Here is a 14,917-nt window from a genome sequence, read left to right as displayed (position 1 = left end):
GGCAGCGGCGCGCTGGGCGCCGCCGTGGCGGCCGCGGCCGCGCACCCGGTCGAGCTGTACGCGGCGGACATCGACCCGGGCGCGGTCCGCTGCGCCCGCCGCAACCTGGTCGGCGTCGCGGCGCGGGTCTTCGAGGGCGACCTGTTCGCCGCCGTCCCCGTGGAACTGCGCGGCCGGGTGGACGTGCTGATCGCCAACGTCCCGTACGTCCCGACCGGCGACCTCGGCCTGCTGCCGCCCGAGGCGCGGCTGCACGAGGCACGGCCGGCGCTGGACGGCGGGGCGGACGGGCTGGACGTGCTGCGGCGGGTGGCCGCCGAGGCGCCGCGGTGGCTGGCGCCCGGCGGGTCGCTGCTGTTCGAGACCAGCGAGCGGCAGGTGGCGGCGGCCCTCGCGGTGACCGGGGCGGCCGGGCTGGCGGCGGTGGAGAGCCGGCAGGAGGACCTGGACGCCACCGTGGTCACGGCGACGCTGCGCTGACCGGCGGCGTCGACCCGCTGCGCTGAACTCTCTGACTCAGGAAGGGGTTTGCGGCCCGGCCACCGTTCCCCCGTGACGGTGGCCGGGCCGGGCCGGTCAGATGCGGGTGCCGTACACGTGGTCGACCGGGATGGTGAGGAGCACCCGGCGGTCGGCGACCATCGTCTCGCGGTACTCCGTCCAGTCCGGGTGCTCGCCGGCGGCGCGTCGGTAGTAGTCCACCAGCGCCTCCACCTCCGGCCCCTCGGGGTCGGTGCCCGGCCCGGTCAGGGTGGCCACGCCCTCGGCGGTGGTCCAGGAGCGGCCGTCCGGCCCGGTCACCTCCAGGCTGACCCGCGGGTCCCGGCGCAGGTTGGCGGTCTTGGCCAGCCCGTCCCGGGTGGAGACCAGGATGGCGTTCGCCTCCCGGTCGTAGAACGGCATGACGGGGGAGAGCTGCGGCCGGCCGTCCGCCTTGATGGTGGCGAGGATGCCGAGGCGGCTCTGCGCGAGCAGCTCGTACGGGTCGAAAGGAGTGGCGGTCATGGGAGCATCATCGGCCTTCACACCGGTGTGAGGGCAAGGTCCGCCACGCGTGTTGGGCGAGGAGGCCGCGCATGGTGGCACGGGCCGGCGAGTCGGTACGGGATGTTCGGAAATCGGCCGTGGTGTCCGGTGCGAGCCGATAAGGTCGGTGGCGAGAACGGTGACGGTGCGTCAGTGTGCGTGCACCGTCCGAGCCGAGGGGAAACGCCGCACGATGGCACGCGTACGCAAGCAGGTGGAACTGCTGGAGTTCGCCGACGACCTCCACACCGACGACGTCACCCCGCTACGGGCCTTCCTGGCCGCCCGCATGAGTGAGCTGGTCGAGGCCCAACCCGAGGGCACCAGCGCCCGGTTGGCCGCCGCGCGACTGGCGGAGGTCACCGCCAGCGACTGCATCTTCCTCTCGGACGTCCTGGTGGCCTGGGAGGAGGTGGTCCTGGAGGGCCGCAAGGACGAGCCCGGCTGGACGCAGCGGATGCGCCAGGACGCCATGCTGTGGTGGAGGCGGCTGTGCGTGACGGCGGAGATGTTCGGCGACCACCCCGACCACCGCTCCCGCTGGCGCCCGCTGCGGTACATGAACCTCGCGCACGCGGAGCTCATCGCGGAGCTCACCGACGAGGCGGGCGGCGTGTACGGGGACGGGGCGCACCCGTGATCCCGGACGGCTGGGGGCAGTGGCCGTAGGGCTGTCCCGCCACCCCCGCGGTTGTGTCGGTGGCGGCTGGTACGGTCCCGCGCATGAGCAATCGTGTGCCCTTCACGGGTGGGGAGAAGGAAAGCCTCCGGGCGGCGCTGGACCGGCACCGCGAGGCCGTGCTGTGGAAGCTGGAGGGGCTGGACGACGAGCAGCTGCGCCGTCCGATGACGCCCTCCGGGACCAACCTGCTGGGGATGGTGAAGCACCTCGGCGGTGCCGAACTCGGCTGGTTCCGGGGGACGTTCGGCCGGGATATGGGCCCGCTGCCGTTCGACATCGAGGCCGACGACGACTCCGACATGCGGGTGGAGCCCGGCGAGTCGACGGCGGACGTCCTGGCGTTCTACGCCCGGGCCCGGGCCGACGCCGACGAGACGATCGGGGAGCTCGCGCTGGACGACCTCGGTACCTCCTGGTCCGGCAACTCCGTCTCGTTGCGCTGGGTGCTGATCCACATGACCACGGAGACGGCGCGGCACGCCGGGCACATGGACATCCTGCGCGAGCTGATCGACGGCGGGACGGGGGACCACAAGCGGAGCTGAGGCCGACCCGGAGCCGGTACCGGCCGGAACTGACACTGGCCGGTGCCGGTTCCGACCGGTGCGTCCGCTCAGGCCGTCAGCTTCCGGACGGCCCGGTCCAGGGCCTCCGCCGTCCGTCGGACGTCCGCCCCGGTGGTGCGCCAGTTGCTGAACGCCGCGCGCAGGGCGGGCCGTCCCGCGTAGCGGGTGGGCGTCAGGAAGGCCTCGTCGGCCAGCTCGGCGGCGAGCGCGGCCAGCCGCTCCGGGGTCGGGTCCGCCGTCAGTGAGAAGCAGACGACGTTCAGCCGGACCGGGGCGAGCAGCTCCAGCCCGTCGATCCGCGCCACCTCCGCGCCGAGCGCCCGGGCGCCGGCGACGCAGCGCTCCACGATCTCCCGGTGCCCGGCACGGCCGTACGCCCGCAGGGTGAACCAGGCGGCGAGGGCGCGCAGCCGGTGGGAGTTCTCCGGCGTGAGGTGGACGAGGTCCGGGTGCTCGCTCAGCGGGCCGAGGTAGGCGGCGGCGTTCTGGAAGACCCGGGCCTGGAGGTCCGGGCGGCGGGTGAACTGCACGGCGCTGTCGTACGGCACGTTGAGCCACTTGTGCAGGTCGACGCAGACCGAGTCGGCGAGGTCCAGCCCCGCGACCAGCTCCGCGTGCTCCGGGGACAGCGCGGCGAAGGCGCCGAACGCGGCGTCCACGTGCAGCCAGAACCCGTACCGTTCGCGCAGCGCGGCGATCGCGCGCAGGTCGTCGAAGTCGACGGTGTTGACCGTCCCGGCGTTGGCCACCACCACGCACGGCCCCGGGGCCTCGGCCAGCGCCCGCTCCAGCGCGGCCACGTCCACCGCCTCCCGGCCCGGCAGGACGGGCACCGTCCGCAGCGCCGTACGGCCCAGGCCGAGCACCGACAGCGCCTTGGCGACGCTGGAGTGCGCACTGCCCGACAGCACCCGGACCGGCCCCAGCGCGCCGACCCCGTCCTCGGCGACGTCCACACCGAGCCGCTCGCCCAGCCACTCGCGGGCGATCGCCAGCCCCACCGTGTTCGACATCGTCGCGCCGCTCACGAAGGTGCCGCGGTGCGCCGTCGAGAGCCCGAACAGCTCGCCCAGCCAGCCGACCGTCTCCCGCTCCAGCTGCTGACCGGCCGGGTCCAGCGAGGAGTTGGAGTTCTGGTCCACGGCCGAGGTCAGCCAGTCGCCCGCGAGCGCCGCCGGTGTCGCCCCGCCGGTCACGAACCCGAAGTAGCGCGGCCCGGCGCTTGCCGACAGCCGGGGCTCCCAGCGCTTGGCGAACTCCGCGAGCGCGGCGCGCGTCCCGCCGCCCTCCTCGGTGAGCGGGGCGACGGCGGGCGGCTCGGCCCGCTCGACCACGGGCCGTTCGTCGAGGCCCGCCAGGAAGGCGAGCGCGCGCTGCCGGGTCTCCTCCAGGATCTCGGGCAACCGGCCGAGGTCGGCGGCGAGTTCGGGGTGCATGGGGCTCTCCGTTGATCGACTGTGCGGTGCGGCCGAGGCTAGCCGCCGGGGCGGACGGCGTCCCGGTCCAATCCGGTCCTGGTGGCCTGGAACGCGGCTTCGGGGAACATCGGTACAGCGGTGGCCGATGGAGGTCAGGCCGGAGCGCGGGTCCACGCTGGCATCGGAGGGCCTGCACTGGATGACGGCCCAGCGCGTCGAGGTCTCCGGCGGCGTCCTCCTCTGAGCGACCGGGCGGTGTTCCCCGGGGCCGGAATGCGCGGGCGGTGGGGGAATTCACGCCGTGCGGCTCAAAATCACCCCGGTGGTGCAATTCCAGCCGGTCCCTTGACCTCTCCCGATCCGTCGGACGATGATCACCGTGCACCGCGAGCGAATGAACGTTCCAATACCGGGCTGATTTCCGGTCCGAGACTTCAGGGAGGTGCGGGGCCGTGCGTTCCATCAGCGCTTCCACGACGGCGCCCGTGGCACGGGGGCGGGTTCCACTGCTCGGCCACCTGCCGCAACTCGCCGTCAAACGGGTGGAGTTCCTCCAGTCGATCCGGGCGCAGGGCGGCATCGTCAGGATATTCCTGGGCAATCGGCCGGTGTTCGTCCTGAACTCGCCTGAGGCCGTCCACGAGGTTCTCCTGACGCAGAGCCGGAAGTTCGGCAAAGGCCTGCTGTTCGACGTCGCACGGCCTTTCATCGGCAACGGCATCATCACCTCCGAGCACGACGTCCACCTCCGTCAACGGCGCGCGCTCCAGCCCGCGTTCCGCCGGGACACCATCGCCGGCGGCGTCGCCACGATGGCCGGCATCGCCGAGGAACAGGTGTCCTCCTGGCGCCCCGGCGAGGTGATCGCCATGGACGGGGTGCTGCGGCGGACGGTCACGGCCATGCTCGTGGCCACCCTGTTCAGCACCGAACGCCCGGACGGCGCCCGGGCCGTCGCCGAACTGGGGGAGCGCGTCGCCGAGCACCTGAACACGGTGATGCGCGGGGTCCTCGTCGGCACCCTGCTGCCCGCTCCCCTCGCCTCCTCACCCGCACTGGGGCACCGCCGGTACCTGGCCGCGGCCACGGCGCTGCGCGAACTCGCGGACACCGCCGTCCGGCAGGCCCGCCAGGACCCGGCCGACCGCGGCGACCTGCTGTCGATCATGTTCGCCGGCACCCCGGGCAACCCGCGGGGGATGACCGACGTGGAGGCCCGCGACGAGCTGCTGTCCCTGCTCATGGCCGGCGCCGAGACCACGGCCACCACCCTGGCCTGGGCGCTCCACGAGATCGGACGGCGCCCCGAACTCACCGAGCGGATCAAGGCCGAGTGCGACGCCCTGCCCGCCGGCGCCCCGCCCGGCGCGGCGACGCTCCCGTTCACCGAGCGGTTCCTCCGCGAGGTGCTCCGGCTGCACCAGCCCAGCTGGCTGCTGATGCGGCGCGTCCTGGAGCCCGTGCGGGTCTGCGGGGTCGACCTCCCGCAGGGGGCCGAGCTGATCTACAGCGCGCTGACGATGCACCGGGACCCGGCCCACTACCCGGACCCGCTGCGGTTCCACCCGGACCGGTGGCTCGACCGCCCCGAGAAGGACCTGCCGCCGGGCGCCTACGTCCCGTTCGCCCTGGGAAACCGGAGGTGCATCGGGGACCACTTCGCGATGACCGAGATGCTGGTCGTCCTGCGCGCGGTCGTCTCCCGGTGGCGGCCGCGACCGGTGGCGGGCCACCGGGTCCGGACGGTGGCCCACGCGCTGATCCGGCCCAACGCGCTGCCCATGCGCGTCTCGCCCTGGCCGGCCGACTGAACCGGCTCCGTTCCGTACGGCTCCGATCCGTACGGCCCGGCTTCGCGTGGCTCCGTTCCGTACGGCTTGGTTCCGCACTGCCCCGACCCGGCCCCGGCCCCGTTCCTGTTCCCGTTCCCGCGGAGGTGCACCTCACCATGACAGCCACGGCGGAGACCCTCTCCCCGGGCCCGCAGGCCCCGGCCCCCGACCCGCTCCCCTTCCCGAGCCGGGCCAGCCCGGACTTCCGGGCCGCCCACGACCGCCACCTCGACTGGCCGCGGTCCTTCGGCTTCCTGGCCACGGACGCGGAGCGGGACCACCACCTCAAGGGCCAGTTCCCGCTGATCGCGGCCATGTTCTACCCGAACGCGACCGGGGCCGAACTGGACATCGGCGTCGACCAGCAGAGCTGGTACTTCCTGTTCGACGACGCGCTCGACGAACAGTGGGGCGGCACGCCCGAGCGGGTCCGCCACCTCGTCGGACTCGTCCAGGAGGGCGTCACCGGGCAGGCGTCCCCGCTGCCGCTGGCCGCCGCCTTCGCCGACATGCGGCGGCGCAGCTGCCACGGCATGCCGGAGGACTGGATCCGGCGCTCGGCGGCCCACTGGTCCTCGTACCTCGACCACCACGTCCACGAGGCGCGCAGCCGGCAGTCCGGTGCGCCGATGCCGTTGAGCACCTACCTGCGGGTCCGGCGCCACACCATCGGGGTGGCACCGGTCGTCGACCTTGCCGAGCGGCTGTCCTCCTGCGTCCTGCCCGACCACCTGTACGCGCTGCCGCACCTGTCCGTCATGCGCGAGATGACGAAGACCTTCATCATCTGCGACAACGACATCGTCTCCCTGGAGAAGGACGCGGCTCAGGGGGAGCGGAACAACCTGGTGCTCTGCCTGGAACGGGAGCACGGGCTCTCCCGGACGGAGGCGCTCGACCGGGCCCTGCGCCGCCGCGCCGAAGCCCTGGAACTGTTCACCGGCGCCCACCGGGCCCTGCTCGCCGGCTCGGCGGCGGACCACCTCACCCCGGCCGAACGCGACCTGCTGCGGCGCTACTGCACCGAGGCGCTGCAGACCACCATCCGCGGCGCCCACGACTGGCACCACGCCTCCACCCGGTACCACGGCTAGGCCGACGCTTCCCGTCTTTTGTCGCACGACTCCTGTCGCGCGACCGCGCCCCCGGACCGATCCAGCTGAGGAGCCCGCACCATGCCCGATCACCGCTCGGCGTCCTTCGTCGCCTCCGAACGGGACCGGACCTGCCCGTTCGACCCGTCGCCGGACCTCCGCCGGATGCGCGAGGAGGACGGCCTGCCGCGGCTGCGCGTGACCCATCCGGTCCGCGGCGAGATCGACGCCGTCGTCATCACCCGGTACGGCGACGTCCGGGCCGCCTTCGCGGAGGAGCGCCTGGTGACGGGCAACGGCATCGACCCGGCACTTCCGCGCACCCTGTTCAACCACCCGGGCTTCCTGCCCGCGTACAGCGGCCCGGAGCACGCCCGGCTGCGCCGGATGCTCACCGGCAGCTTCACCGTCCGTCAGGTCGAGCGGCTGCGGCCCGCGATCGAGGCGATCGTCGCCGAGCACCTCGACGCCATGGCGGAGCAGGGGCCGGTCGTCGACCTGGTCGAGGCCTTCGCCCTGCCGATCCCCTCGGCGGCGATCTGCGAACTGCTCGACGTCCCGTACGGGACCAGGGCGATGTTCCAGCGCTGCTCCCAGGTGATCATGGACGGGACCGCCGACGCCGGGCAACTGGTCGCCGCTTCCGACGAGTTGAACGTCGCCATGGCGGACATCGTCGCCCGCAACCGGGCCGCCCCCGGGGACGGCGTGCTGGGCGCGGTGGTGCGGCAGCACGGCGCGGAGCTCACCGACGAGGAGCTCATCGGCTTCGGCACCACCCTCCTGGTCGGGGGCCACGAGACCACCGCGACCCAGCTCGCCCTGAGCGTGCTGGCGCTGCTCCGCCACCCCGACCAGCTCGCCGCCCTGCGCGACGATCCCGCGGTCACCGGCTCGGCGGTGGAGGAACTGCTGCGCCACCTCGCCATCCCCGCACCGCTCCTGCGCACCGCCGTGGCCGACGTCGAGGTCAACGGCCACCGGATCGCCGAGGGCGAGCACGTCCTGCTCTCCCCGCTGACCGCGAACCGCGACCCCAGGCTCGTCCCCGAACGACCGGACGACCTCGACCTGCGCCGCCGTCCGGTCGCCCAGCTGGCCTTCGGCTTCGGCGCCCACCAGTGCCTCGGCCAGCAGCTGGCCCGGCTGGAACTGAAGGTGGCCCTGCCGGCCCTGCTGCGGCGCTTCCCGACCCTGCGCCTCGCCGTTCCCGAGGCGGAGCTCCGCTTCCGCGAGGGGTCGACGGTCTACGGCGTCGAGGCGCTCCCGGTCACCTGGTGACGGGTCGGCAGGGTCTGCCGGGCCGGTGTCCGCGCCCGGTGCTGGGGGCTCAGCGGGAGGCCGCGCGGGGGAGTTCCGCGCGGCGGACGGCGGGGGAGGCGAGGGCGAGGGCGGCGCCGAGGCAGGAGAGGGCGCCGCAGCCGACGAAGACCGGGGCGGTGCCCCAGAGGCCGATGGCGGCGCCGACCACCGGGTAGCTGAGCGGGGCGAGGCCGACCAGGGTGAGCATCACGACGGAGGTGATCCGGCCCAGGTAGGCGGGGTCGGCGGTGGTCTGGATCAGGGTGCCGTTCAGGCTGCCGAAGACGCCCGCGCCCAGGCCGGTCAGGGCGGCCAGGACGGCGGCGGTCCACAGCTGCGGCACCAGCGCCATGGCGGCCGCGCCCATGCTGCCCGCCAGCAGGGTGACGGCCATGGTCAGACCGGCCCGGGGAATCCGCCCGACGACGGCGAGCAGCGCGGCACTCGCGGCGGCCCCGGCGCCGAAGCAGCCGACGATCCAGCCGTAGCCGGACGGACCCCAGCCGCGTTCGGCGTTGAGGAGGACCAGGCCGACGTTGAGGGTGCCGGTGAGGCCGAGTTCGCAGACGGCCCCGACGGCGACCAGCGGTCCGATCAACGGGTGGCGGCGGATGTAGCGCAGCCCGTCGAGGAGTTCGGCGCGCGCGGTGCCGGGCCGGGGCAGGGTGCCGGCGCGGGACGGGGCGTCACCCGGAGGGGCTTCGAGCGGACTGATCCGGACGGAGAGCAGGAGCGGCAGGGAGAGCGCGAAGAGCAGCCCGGCGACGGCGAAGGCGGCGGCCGGGCCGCCCAGGCCCATGGCCAGGCCGCCGAGCGGCGGTCCGGCGATCTGGCCGAGGCGCACCGCCAGCGAGCGCAGGCCGGTGACCCGGGCCAGCTGGTCGGGGCTGGTGATCCGGGGCGGGAGGGCACCGACGGCGGGGACGAACAGGGCGTCCACGGCGCCGAAGACGAGCGCCACCGCGACCAGCAGCCAGAGCGCGGGCGTGGTCAGCGCGATGGCGGCGGCCACCGAGAGGATGAGCAGACAGCGCACGGCGTCGCTGCCCAGCACCACCCGGCGGGGGTCGAGCCGGTCGGCCAGGACGCCGCCGCCGAGCATGAGCAGGGCGCGTGGGGCGGCGCCGGCGGCCATGACCAGGCCGACCTCGGCGGGGCCGGCGGACCGCTGGGCGGACCAGCCGAGGGCGGCGAAGTACACGCTGTCGCCGATCAGCGAGGCGGTGTAGGCGGTGAGCCAGCGCAGCACGTTGCCGTCGCGGTGGGCGGGCGGCGCGGCGGCCCGGCGGGAGAGGGGCGGTTCCGTGAGGACCATGGGGGACTCCGGAGGTCGGGACACGGCGGCGCCGGCGGCCGGGGACCGGCCTGCGCCGGTGCTCGGGGCCGGCCCGTGCCGGCGTCAGGGGCGGAAGGGGAACCCGTACAGGTGGACGGACACGTGCTCGCGGCCCGCGGTGTCCCCGGCGGCCTTGGCGGCGTTGCCGCGCTCCCGCCAGCGTCGGGCGAGGGCCTGCAACTCCTCTCCCAGCTCGGCGAGTTCGGCGGGCTTGAGGTCGAGCAGCCATTCGGAGCTGAAGGCCGCGTCGGTCCACTCCCCGCCCCAGGCGGCGGTCTGGTCGAGGTAGGCGCGGTACTGGGCGACCCGGGAGTCGACCAGGCCCCTGGTCACGGTGCTGACGGCGGCCGCGCCCTCGGGCGTGCCGGCGAGGTCGGACGCGCGGAAGCCCCAGCCCTCCTCGGAGGCGACCTGCCACCACCGCTCCCGCCCGTCGCTGCTCCGGCCGCTCGCAGCGGTGACGAAGCCCTGCTCGGCGAGCTTGCGCAGGTGGTAGCTGACCAGCGACGGAGCCTGGTCGACCTGCTCGGCGAGCTGCGAGGCGGTCGCGCTCCCGGCGGCGAAGAGCAGGCGGTAGAGCTGCATCCGCAGCGGGTTGGTGAACGCCTTCAGGCGGGACAGGTCGGTGATCCGGTCGGGCCGGGGCTTCTCGGGCATGCGTCGACGATAGATCTGAAGGAAAAATTGCGCAATAAAAATTTCAGATCTTCATGTCGGATCGTCAGGACGCCTGCGGCTGTCAGTGAGAGGCGTCAACGGTCCTGTACCCGCCTGCCATTGTCGAAGCCGGTTTCGACGGGCGAGCCCCGATCGGGTCAGGAGTCCTGGACGAGCAGCCTGCCCTGGGCGCCGTCCTCGGACACGAAGGCGAACAACCTCGGCGACGAGCCGAGGTTGAGGTGGAAAGGCACCCAGTTCGAGTCCAGCTGCAGCAGCAGCCGCCAAGGGCCGCCCTCCGGCCACTCGTCGCCCTGGAAGAACAGCGGTGTTCCGCCGATCTTGTCGCCGTCCATCAGCTCGATGCAGCGGTCCCGGTCGGCGGAGGGCAGGGAGTCGAGTTCCTCGTCCGTCATGGAATCGGGCTCGTCGGCGGGGCGGAGGTCGACGGTGAACTCCACCTCCGACCCGTCGACTCCGTACAGCCCGGGGCCGGTCCGCAGTGGGCGCACCGGGCCGGCATAGCCGCCGCCCGGCTGCACGATCACCGCGTTCTCGCCGCCGTCGGGGTCGATGATGTCGGGGTCGAAGAAGTGCTCCTCGTGATCGGCGTGGGTGACGAACACGTAGGCGACCTTTCCGTCGCCGGCCGCTCCGATCACCGGGCCCAGCTCGATCTGACCGACGAACCGCATCGGCCGGTCCCATGCCGCGCTGATCGGCCACTGCGGGCCGGCCAGCCACACGGGCTGGCCGCCGAACTTGGTGGTCGGCGTGGAGATCGGCCGGTCGGTCGCGGAGAAGCCCTTGATGCGCTGTTTTCTCACCATGCCGGGCATCATGCCAAGTGACAGCGACATCACTGCCGCAGGTTGCCTGGACCGCCGCCGCGGGGCCGTCGCCCGGGTCCCGGTGCTCACCGGCCGGGTGCCCGGCGGCCTGGTCCAGGCCCTGCTGAGCATCAACCGCGAGCCCGTCAGGTGAACGGGGCCGCGGTCATCGGGGCCCCGGACTCCTTCGCCGTCTCGACCATGCCCCGGCGTCGTCCCGCAGAGGCGAGTCCGAGGACAGGCCCTACGCCAGGCGCGCCGCGGCCAGGGACAGGGCGCGGTCGAGTGCCGTGTCGGCGTCGCAGGGGACGTCGGGCTGGACGCCGACGCCCTCCCAGTTGGTGCCCGAGACCGGGTTGACCGCGCGGGCGAAGGGCACGCTGAGCTCCAGGTGCGGGTGCACCGTAAAGCCCTCGCGCGGGTGGGCGCCGCCGCGGGTGACCTCCCCGACGACCTCGGCGCGGCCGAGCTGCTGCAGGTCGTAGGCGAGTTCCTCGCCCCCGGAGAAGGTGTCCGCGCTCGTCAGCACGTAGATCGGCTTGGTGCCGCCGAAGCGGGCGCCGGGGACGAACGGGGGCGTCCAGGACTGCGCGCCCACCTCGTCCTTCCGCGAGAACATGGTGTTCAGGTGGGTGCGGCCGTCGAGCAGGTAGGCGCAGACGAAGGCGACCGTGTTCGGGTCGCCGCCGGTGTTGCGGCGCAGGTCCAGGATGAGGCCGCGGGCGGGGGCCACCAGGGAGAGCGCCGCGGTCAGCGGCGGTGCCGCCCAGTCCAGCGGGAACAGCTTGGGGCCGATCTCCAGGACCGCGACGCCGTGGTCGAGGAGTTCCACGCGGGGAACGCCGTTCAGGAAGGTGTCGAACTCCCTGCGCACCATGGCGAGTACCGCCGCGCCCGGCTCCGGCGGCACCGGCACGGCGTGGTACTTGAGGCCCAGGTGCAGGTCGCCGTTGACGGACCGCAGGTCCGCGGTGACCGCTTCGGACAGCTCCTCGGCGGATTCGGTCCGGTAGGCGCCCTCGGCGCTCCGGCGCCTCAGCAGGTCCGCCAGCTGCCCGGCGACGTCGGGGAAGACGTAGTTCTCACGGACCAGGTCGGCTATCGACTCGACGAGGGTGACGGTGTCCAGGGCGGACGGCGTTGTGGTGGAGGTCATGGAGAGGCAGTAGACCAGCGACTTGCCAAAGCGTCAACCGTACTTAACGCTTGATCAGATGAGTCACCGACCGGACGAGACCGTCCAGCAGATCAGCGCGCCGCTGCAGCACGCCGCGCTCGCCCACCCCCTGCGCCAACGCCTGCTCTTCGCCCTGAGCAGCCGTCCGTCGACGATCAGCCGGCTCGCCGCGCAGCTCGGGGCGAACAAGGGCAGCGTCTCGCACCACCTCAGGGTGCTGGGCGAGGCGGGGCTGGTCCAGGACGCGGGAACGCGACGGGTGCGCGGCGGCACCGAGAAGTACTACCGGCGGACCGCCGATCGCTTCTTCGTTGCCGAACCGCAGGTCGAGGGGACGGCCGCGCTGTTCGGCGCCGTCGCCCAGGAGTTGGACCGCTCGCCCGTCGACCACCTCCTGGCACTGCGCCACCTCCGACTCAGCCCGGCCAAGGCGGCGCGGCTCGTCGAGGCGCTGGCCGGACTGGTCGACGAGACAGAGGAGGACGCGGAGGGCGAGCCGGTGTACGGCCTGCTGGTGACGCTCTACCAGCAGGCCGGGGCGTAGGGGCGGCCTGCTCCGCCAGGAGGGGCGAGGGGGCCGGGGGCCGTCAGCGCAGGGTGACCTCGCGGGGGCCGTTGAAGGGGGCCAGGGACAGGACGGTCTTCGGGGTGCGCAGCGCGTCGTGCTCGGAGAAGAGCCGGCGGACGGCGGGGAGGTCGACCGGGCCGACGGTCAGGTGGGCGACCTCGTCGTACGGGGCGTGGGGGGTGTTGGTGGAGCCGGTGCCCCAGGTGTCCCAGAGGAGGGTCTCGACCTTGTTCAGGGCCGCGAGGTCGAGCCGGGTGGAGTGGGCGACGAACCACTCGCCGTTGAGCGGGCCCTCCTCGGGCGGGTGGACGCCGAAGGAGCCGGCGGTGGACCGGTCGGCGCGGATCGTGCGCCAGGCCCGGCCGGCGACCAGGAAGCGGTCGCGCGGGACGTCCATCGGGTCGAAGTCCACCCGCCAGGCGGCGGCGACCTTCGGGTCGGCCAGCTGCGGGTCGGCGAGCAGCCAGCCGCGCCGGTCGTCCCAGTACTCGGTGGCCACGTGGTCGCAGTGGAAGCCGTCCGGGCCGAGGTAGCCGGCGAAGCCGCAGCGCAACCGGGCCGGCACGCCGACGTGGCGGAGGAAGGAGCAGAGCAGCAGCGCCAGGTCCCGGCAGACGCCGACGAAGCGGTCGGCGGGCGCGCGCGGGTGGTTGAGCGGGGCCGGGTCGCGGTCGGTGATCAGGTGCAGGATGTCGTCGAGGTAGCGGGTCTCGGCGTCGTGGTGGAGCCGGTTCGCCGGAATGGGGTGGTGGAACAGCCAGCCTTCGAGGCGGTGGATGATCAGGTCGCGGGCGATCCGGGCGAGGCGGCTCGGATCCTTGGGGAGGTCGGCGTAGCGGGGGAGGTGGGCGCCGGGGTCGGAGAAGGTGCTCTGCCCGAGGTAGAAGGCGGGGAAGTCGGCGGAGGGCACGGGGAACTCCCATGGGGCTTCGGCCGCATGATCGATGACTGGGCCGCTGGTCCTCACCGTGGCAAATTTCGGGGGCGATTGTCCAGAAGAGACCGATGGGCAGGGGTGGTTCGGCCCATCGGGGTGGTCGGGTCGGTCCAGCAGGTGGGGGTGGTCCAGGCGGGAGGGGTGGTCCAGGCGGGAGGGGTGGTTCAGCGGGTCGGGGTGGGAGCGCCGCCGCCGTCGACGTGCTCGACCCGGACGCCGGGCAGGGCCCGGGACCAGGCCTTGGCGAGCGGGGCGAGCCGGGTGGCGGAGAGCGGGTCGGGGCCGAGGCCGATCGGGAGGTGGAAGCGGCCGTCGGCGGTCCGGTACGGGTGGGGCCAGGCGTGCAGCCGGGTGGCCCCGGCCTCCTCCAGGGCGGCCAGCAGGGCGCGGACGCGGCCCCGGGCGAGGCCGAGCGACTCCTCGTCGGCGCTGACCACGGCCCAGGCGGCGTGCCGGCGGTGCAGCGGGGGAGCGGCGAGCAGGGCGGGCCACGGGGGTTCGGCGGCACCGGGCGTCTGGGGTGCCTCGGGCGCGTTGGGAGCCTTGGAGGAGCCGGCGGCCTCGGTGGCCTCGGTGGTGAGTTCCCAGGCGCGGTAGAGCTCCTCGGTGAGCAGGTCGCGGGTGTCGGCGCTGACCTGGGTGGTGCAGCTGCGGACCGGGGCGGAGGGGGTGAGGACGGTGAGCGGGCCGGAGGCGGGCGGCGTCGGACCACCGGTGAGGGCGACGGGCCGGCGCCAGTCCCAGCCCGCCCAGGTCTCGGTGAAGCGCTGGAAGAGGTCGCCCTCGGGGCCGTCGGGCGCCTCCAGGACCGTCCGGGCGGCCAGCACCGACCAGGCGAGCGAGGGCAGTTGGCCGAAGGTTGCCGAGTCCAGGCCGCGCGCCCGCGCCCAGGCCTTGACCTGGCGGGCCAGCCGGACGAAGCGGGCGTGGCGGTCGCCGAGCGCCGCCAGGACCGCCTCGGCGTCCGTGACGGCGCTCAGCGCGACGGCCTCCGCCTCGCCCAACTCCGCACGGTGGTCTACGGCTTGGGTCGGATCGAGGGCGCCGGTGAAGACCACCATGAGGTCGACCGACAGGCCGTCGACGGCCAGCCGGAGCCCCGGCACCCGGGCACCGCGGACCTCGCGCAGCCGCCGGGCCTCCGGCAGCGCGGCCGCCACCCGGGCACGGACGGCGGGCAGATCGGCGGCGCCGGGCAGCGCCACCACCAGGTCCAGGTCGCCTCCGTCCAACTGGCAGCCGAGCCGCCGGGAGCCGACGGTGTGCACCACGCCCTCGGGCAGGGCCGCCGCGATCCGGCTGGCCAACTCCGTTGCTGCTGAAGCGCGTTCGGGCGGCTCCGGGGCCGGTGAGGCGAGCGGCTGCTCGGGCACCGGCCGCACCTCGCCGGTCCCCAGCGAGACCACGGCGCGCGGCCGCATCGGCTCGGTGCCCCGGCGGGAGAGCACTGCCAGCTCGCCGACCCGGGCCGAGGCCCCGGTCAGCCGGGCCG

General features: G+C 74.0%; 15 protein-coding genes and 1 pseudogene. 8 read left to right on the top strand and 8 right to left on the bottom strand.

Annotation, left to right across the window (positions count from 1 at the left end; translation table 11 throughout):
- A pseudogene (locus AE652_RS18790) lies at positions 1–480 on the top strand (putative protein N(5)-glutamine methyltransferase); the annotation flags it as partial.
- Positions 481–576: 96 nt separating this feature from the next.
- Here AE652_RS18790 and AE652_RS18785 read toward each other — a convergent pair.
- On the bottom strand, positions 577–1,005 hold the full coding sequence (locus AE652_RS18785) for a PPOX class F420-dependent oxidoreductase (protein WP_049652970.1): 429 nt from the start codon (positions 1,003–1,005) through the stop codon (positions 577–579).
- A 214-nt stretch (positions 1,006–1,219) separates the two neighbouring features.
- On the opposite strand from AE652_RS18785, the gene AE652_RS18780 reads away from it, so the two are divergent.
- Together AE652_RS18780 and AE652_RS18775 are read left to right on the top strand one after the other, a co-directional pair.
- Complete coding sequence (locus tag AE652_RS18780; RefSeq protein ID WP_049652968.1) at positions 1,220–1,666, top strand: hypothetical protein; 447 nt, start codon at positions 1,220–1,222, stop codon at positions 1,664–1,666.
- Positions 1,667–1,749: 83 nt separating this feature from the next.
- Positions 1,750–2,253 carry a DinB family protein gene (locus AE652_RS18775; protein ID WP_049652966.1) on the top strand — a complete coding sequence of 168 codons (504 nt, stop codon included), beginning with the start codon at positions 1,750–1,752 and terminating at the stop codon, positions 2,251–2,253.
- A 68-nt stretch (positions 2,254–2,321) separates the two neighbouring features.
- Here the strand turns inward: AE652_RS18775 and AE652_RS18770 are convergent, their stop codons facing one another.
- Positions 2,322–3,710, bottom strand: coding sequence for a pyridoxal-dependent decarboxylase (locus tag AE652_RS18770; protein ID WP_049652965.1), 1,389 nt, complete (start codon positions 3,708–3,710; stop codon positions 2,322–2,324).
- Between the two features lie 434 nt (positions 3,711–4,144).
- Between AE652_RS18770 and AE652_RS18765 the strand changes: the two genes are divergently transcribed.
- The 3 genes from AE652_RS18765 (at position 4,145) to AE652_RS18755 (ending at position 7,899) form a co-directional block, all read left to right on the top strand.
- Positions 4,145–5,503, top strand: a complete 1,359-nt coding sequence (locus tag AE652_RS18765; RefSeq protein ID WP_082345822.1) for a cytochrome P450 — start codon at positions 4,145–4,147, stop codon at positions 5,501–5,503.
- Positions 5,504–5,640: 137 nt separating this feature from the next.
- Entirely contained in the window at positions 5,641–6,618 is a 978-nt protein-coding gene (locus tag AE652_RS49235; protein ID WP_049652960.1) for a hypothetical protein, read from the top strand.
- An 81-nt stretch (positions 6,619–6,699) separates the two neighbouring features.
- On the top strand, positions 6,700–7,899 hold the full coding sequence (locus AE652_RS18755; protein WP_049652959.1) for a cytochrome P450: 1,200 nt from the start codon (positions 6,700–6,702) through the stop codon (positions 7,897–7,899).
- Between the two features lie 49 nt (positions 7,900–7,948).
- On the opposite strand, the gene AE652_RS18750 is transcribed toward AE652_RS18755, so the two are convergent.
- The 3 genes from AE652_RS18750 to AE652_RS18740 form a co-directional block, all read right to left on the bottom strand.
- Complete coding sequence (locus AE652_RS18750; RefSeq protein ID WP_049652957.1) at positions 7,949–9,235, bottom strand: MFS transporter; 1,287 nt, start codon at positions 9,233–9,235, stop codon at positions 7,949–7,951.
- 84 nt (positions 9,236–9,319) lie between these two features.
- Positions 9,320–9,913 (bottom strand): helix-turn-helix domain-containing protein, encoded by a 594-nt coding sequence (locus AE652_RS18745; RefSeq protein ID WP_049652954.1) that lies wholly within the window; start codon positions 9,911–9,913, stop codon positions 9,320–9,322.
- 158 nt (positions 9,914–10,071) lie between these two features.
- A complete protein-coding gene (locus tag AE652_RS18740; protein ID WP_049652952.1) occupies positions 10,072–10,743 on the bottom strand; it encodes a hypothetical protein in 672 nt (223 codons plus the stop codon).
- Positions 10,744–10,753: 10 nt separating this feature from the next.
- Here AE652_RS18740 and AE652_RS46430 point away from each other — a divergent pair, with 10 nt between their 5' ends.
- Positions 10,754–10,897 carry a hypothetical protein gene (locus AE652_RS46430; protein WP_159028481.1) on the top strand — a complete coding sequence of 48 codons (144 nt, stop codon included), beginning with the start codon at positions 10,754–10,756 and terminating at the stop codon, positions 10,895–10,897.
- A 90-nt stretch (positions 10,898–10,987) separates the two neighbouring features.
- Here AE652_RS46430 and AE652_RS18735 read toward each other — a convergent pair whose 3' ends face one another.
- Entirely contained in the window at positions 10,988–11,899 is a 912-nt protein-coding gene (locus AE652_RS18735) for a S41 family peptidase (RefSeq protein WP_049652951.1), read from the bottom strand.
- A 58-nt stretch (positions 11,900–11,957) separates the two neighbouring features.
- On the opposite strand from AE652_RS18735, the gene AE652_RS18730 reads away from it, so the two are divergent.
- Positions 11,958–12,464, top strand: a complete 507-nt coding sequence (locus tag AE652_RS18730; RefSeq protein WP_049652949.1) for a winged helix-turn-helix domain-containing protein — start codon at positions 11,958–11,960, stop codon at positions 12,462–12,464.
- Positions 12,465–12,507: 43 nt separating this feature from the next.
- On the opposite strand, the gene AE652_RS18725 is transcribed toward AE652_RS18730, so the two are convergent.
- Complete coding sequence (locus tag AE652_RS18725; RefSeq protein WP_049652948.1) at positions 12,508–13,398, bottom strand: transglutaminase family protein; 891 nt, start codon at positions 13,396–13,398, stop codon at positions 12,508–12,510.
- Positions 13,399–13,589: 191 nt separating this feature from the next.
- Positions 13,590–14,917: poly(A) polymerase (locus AE652_RS18720; protein ID WP_049652946.1), on the bottom strand; the 1,328-nt coding region annotated here is incomplete at its 5' end.

It is taken from the genome of Kitasatospora sp. MY 5-36 (assembly GCF_001182915.1).
Taxonomy (GTDB): domain Bacteria; phylum Actinomycetota; class Actinomycetes; order Streptomycetales; family Streptomycetaceae; genus Kitasatospora.
The sequence above is the reverse complement of the archived record's forward strand: the minus strand, read 5'-3'. Positions and strand labels throughout refer to the sequence as shown.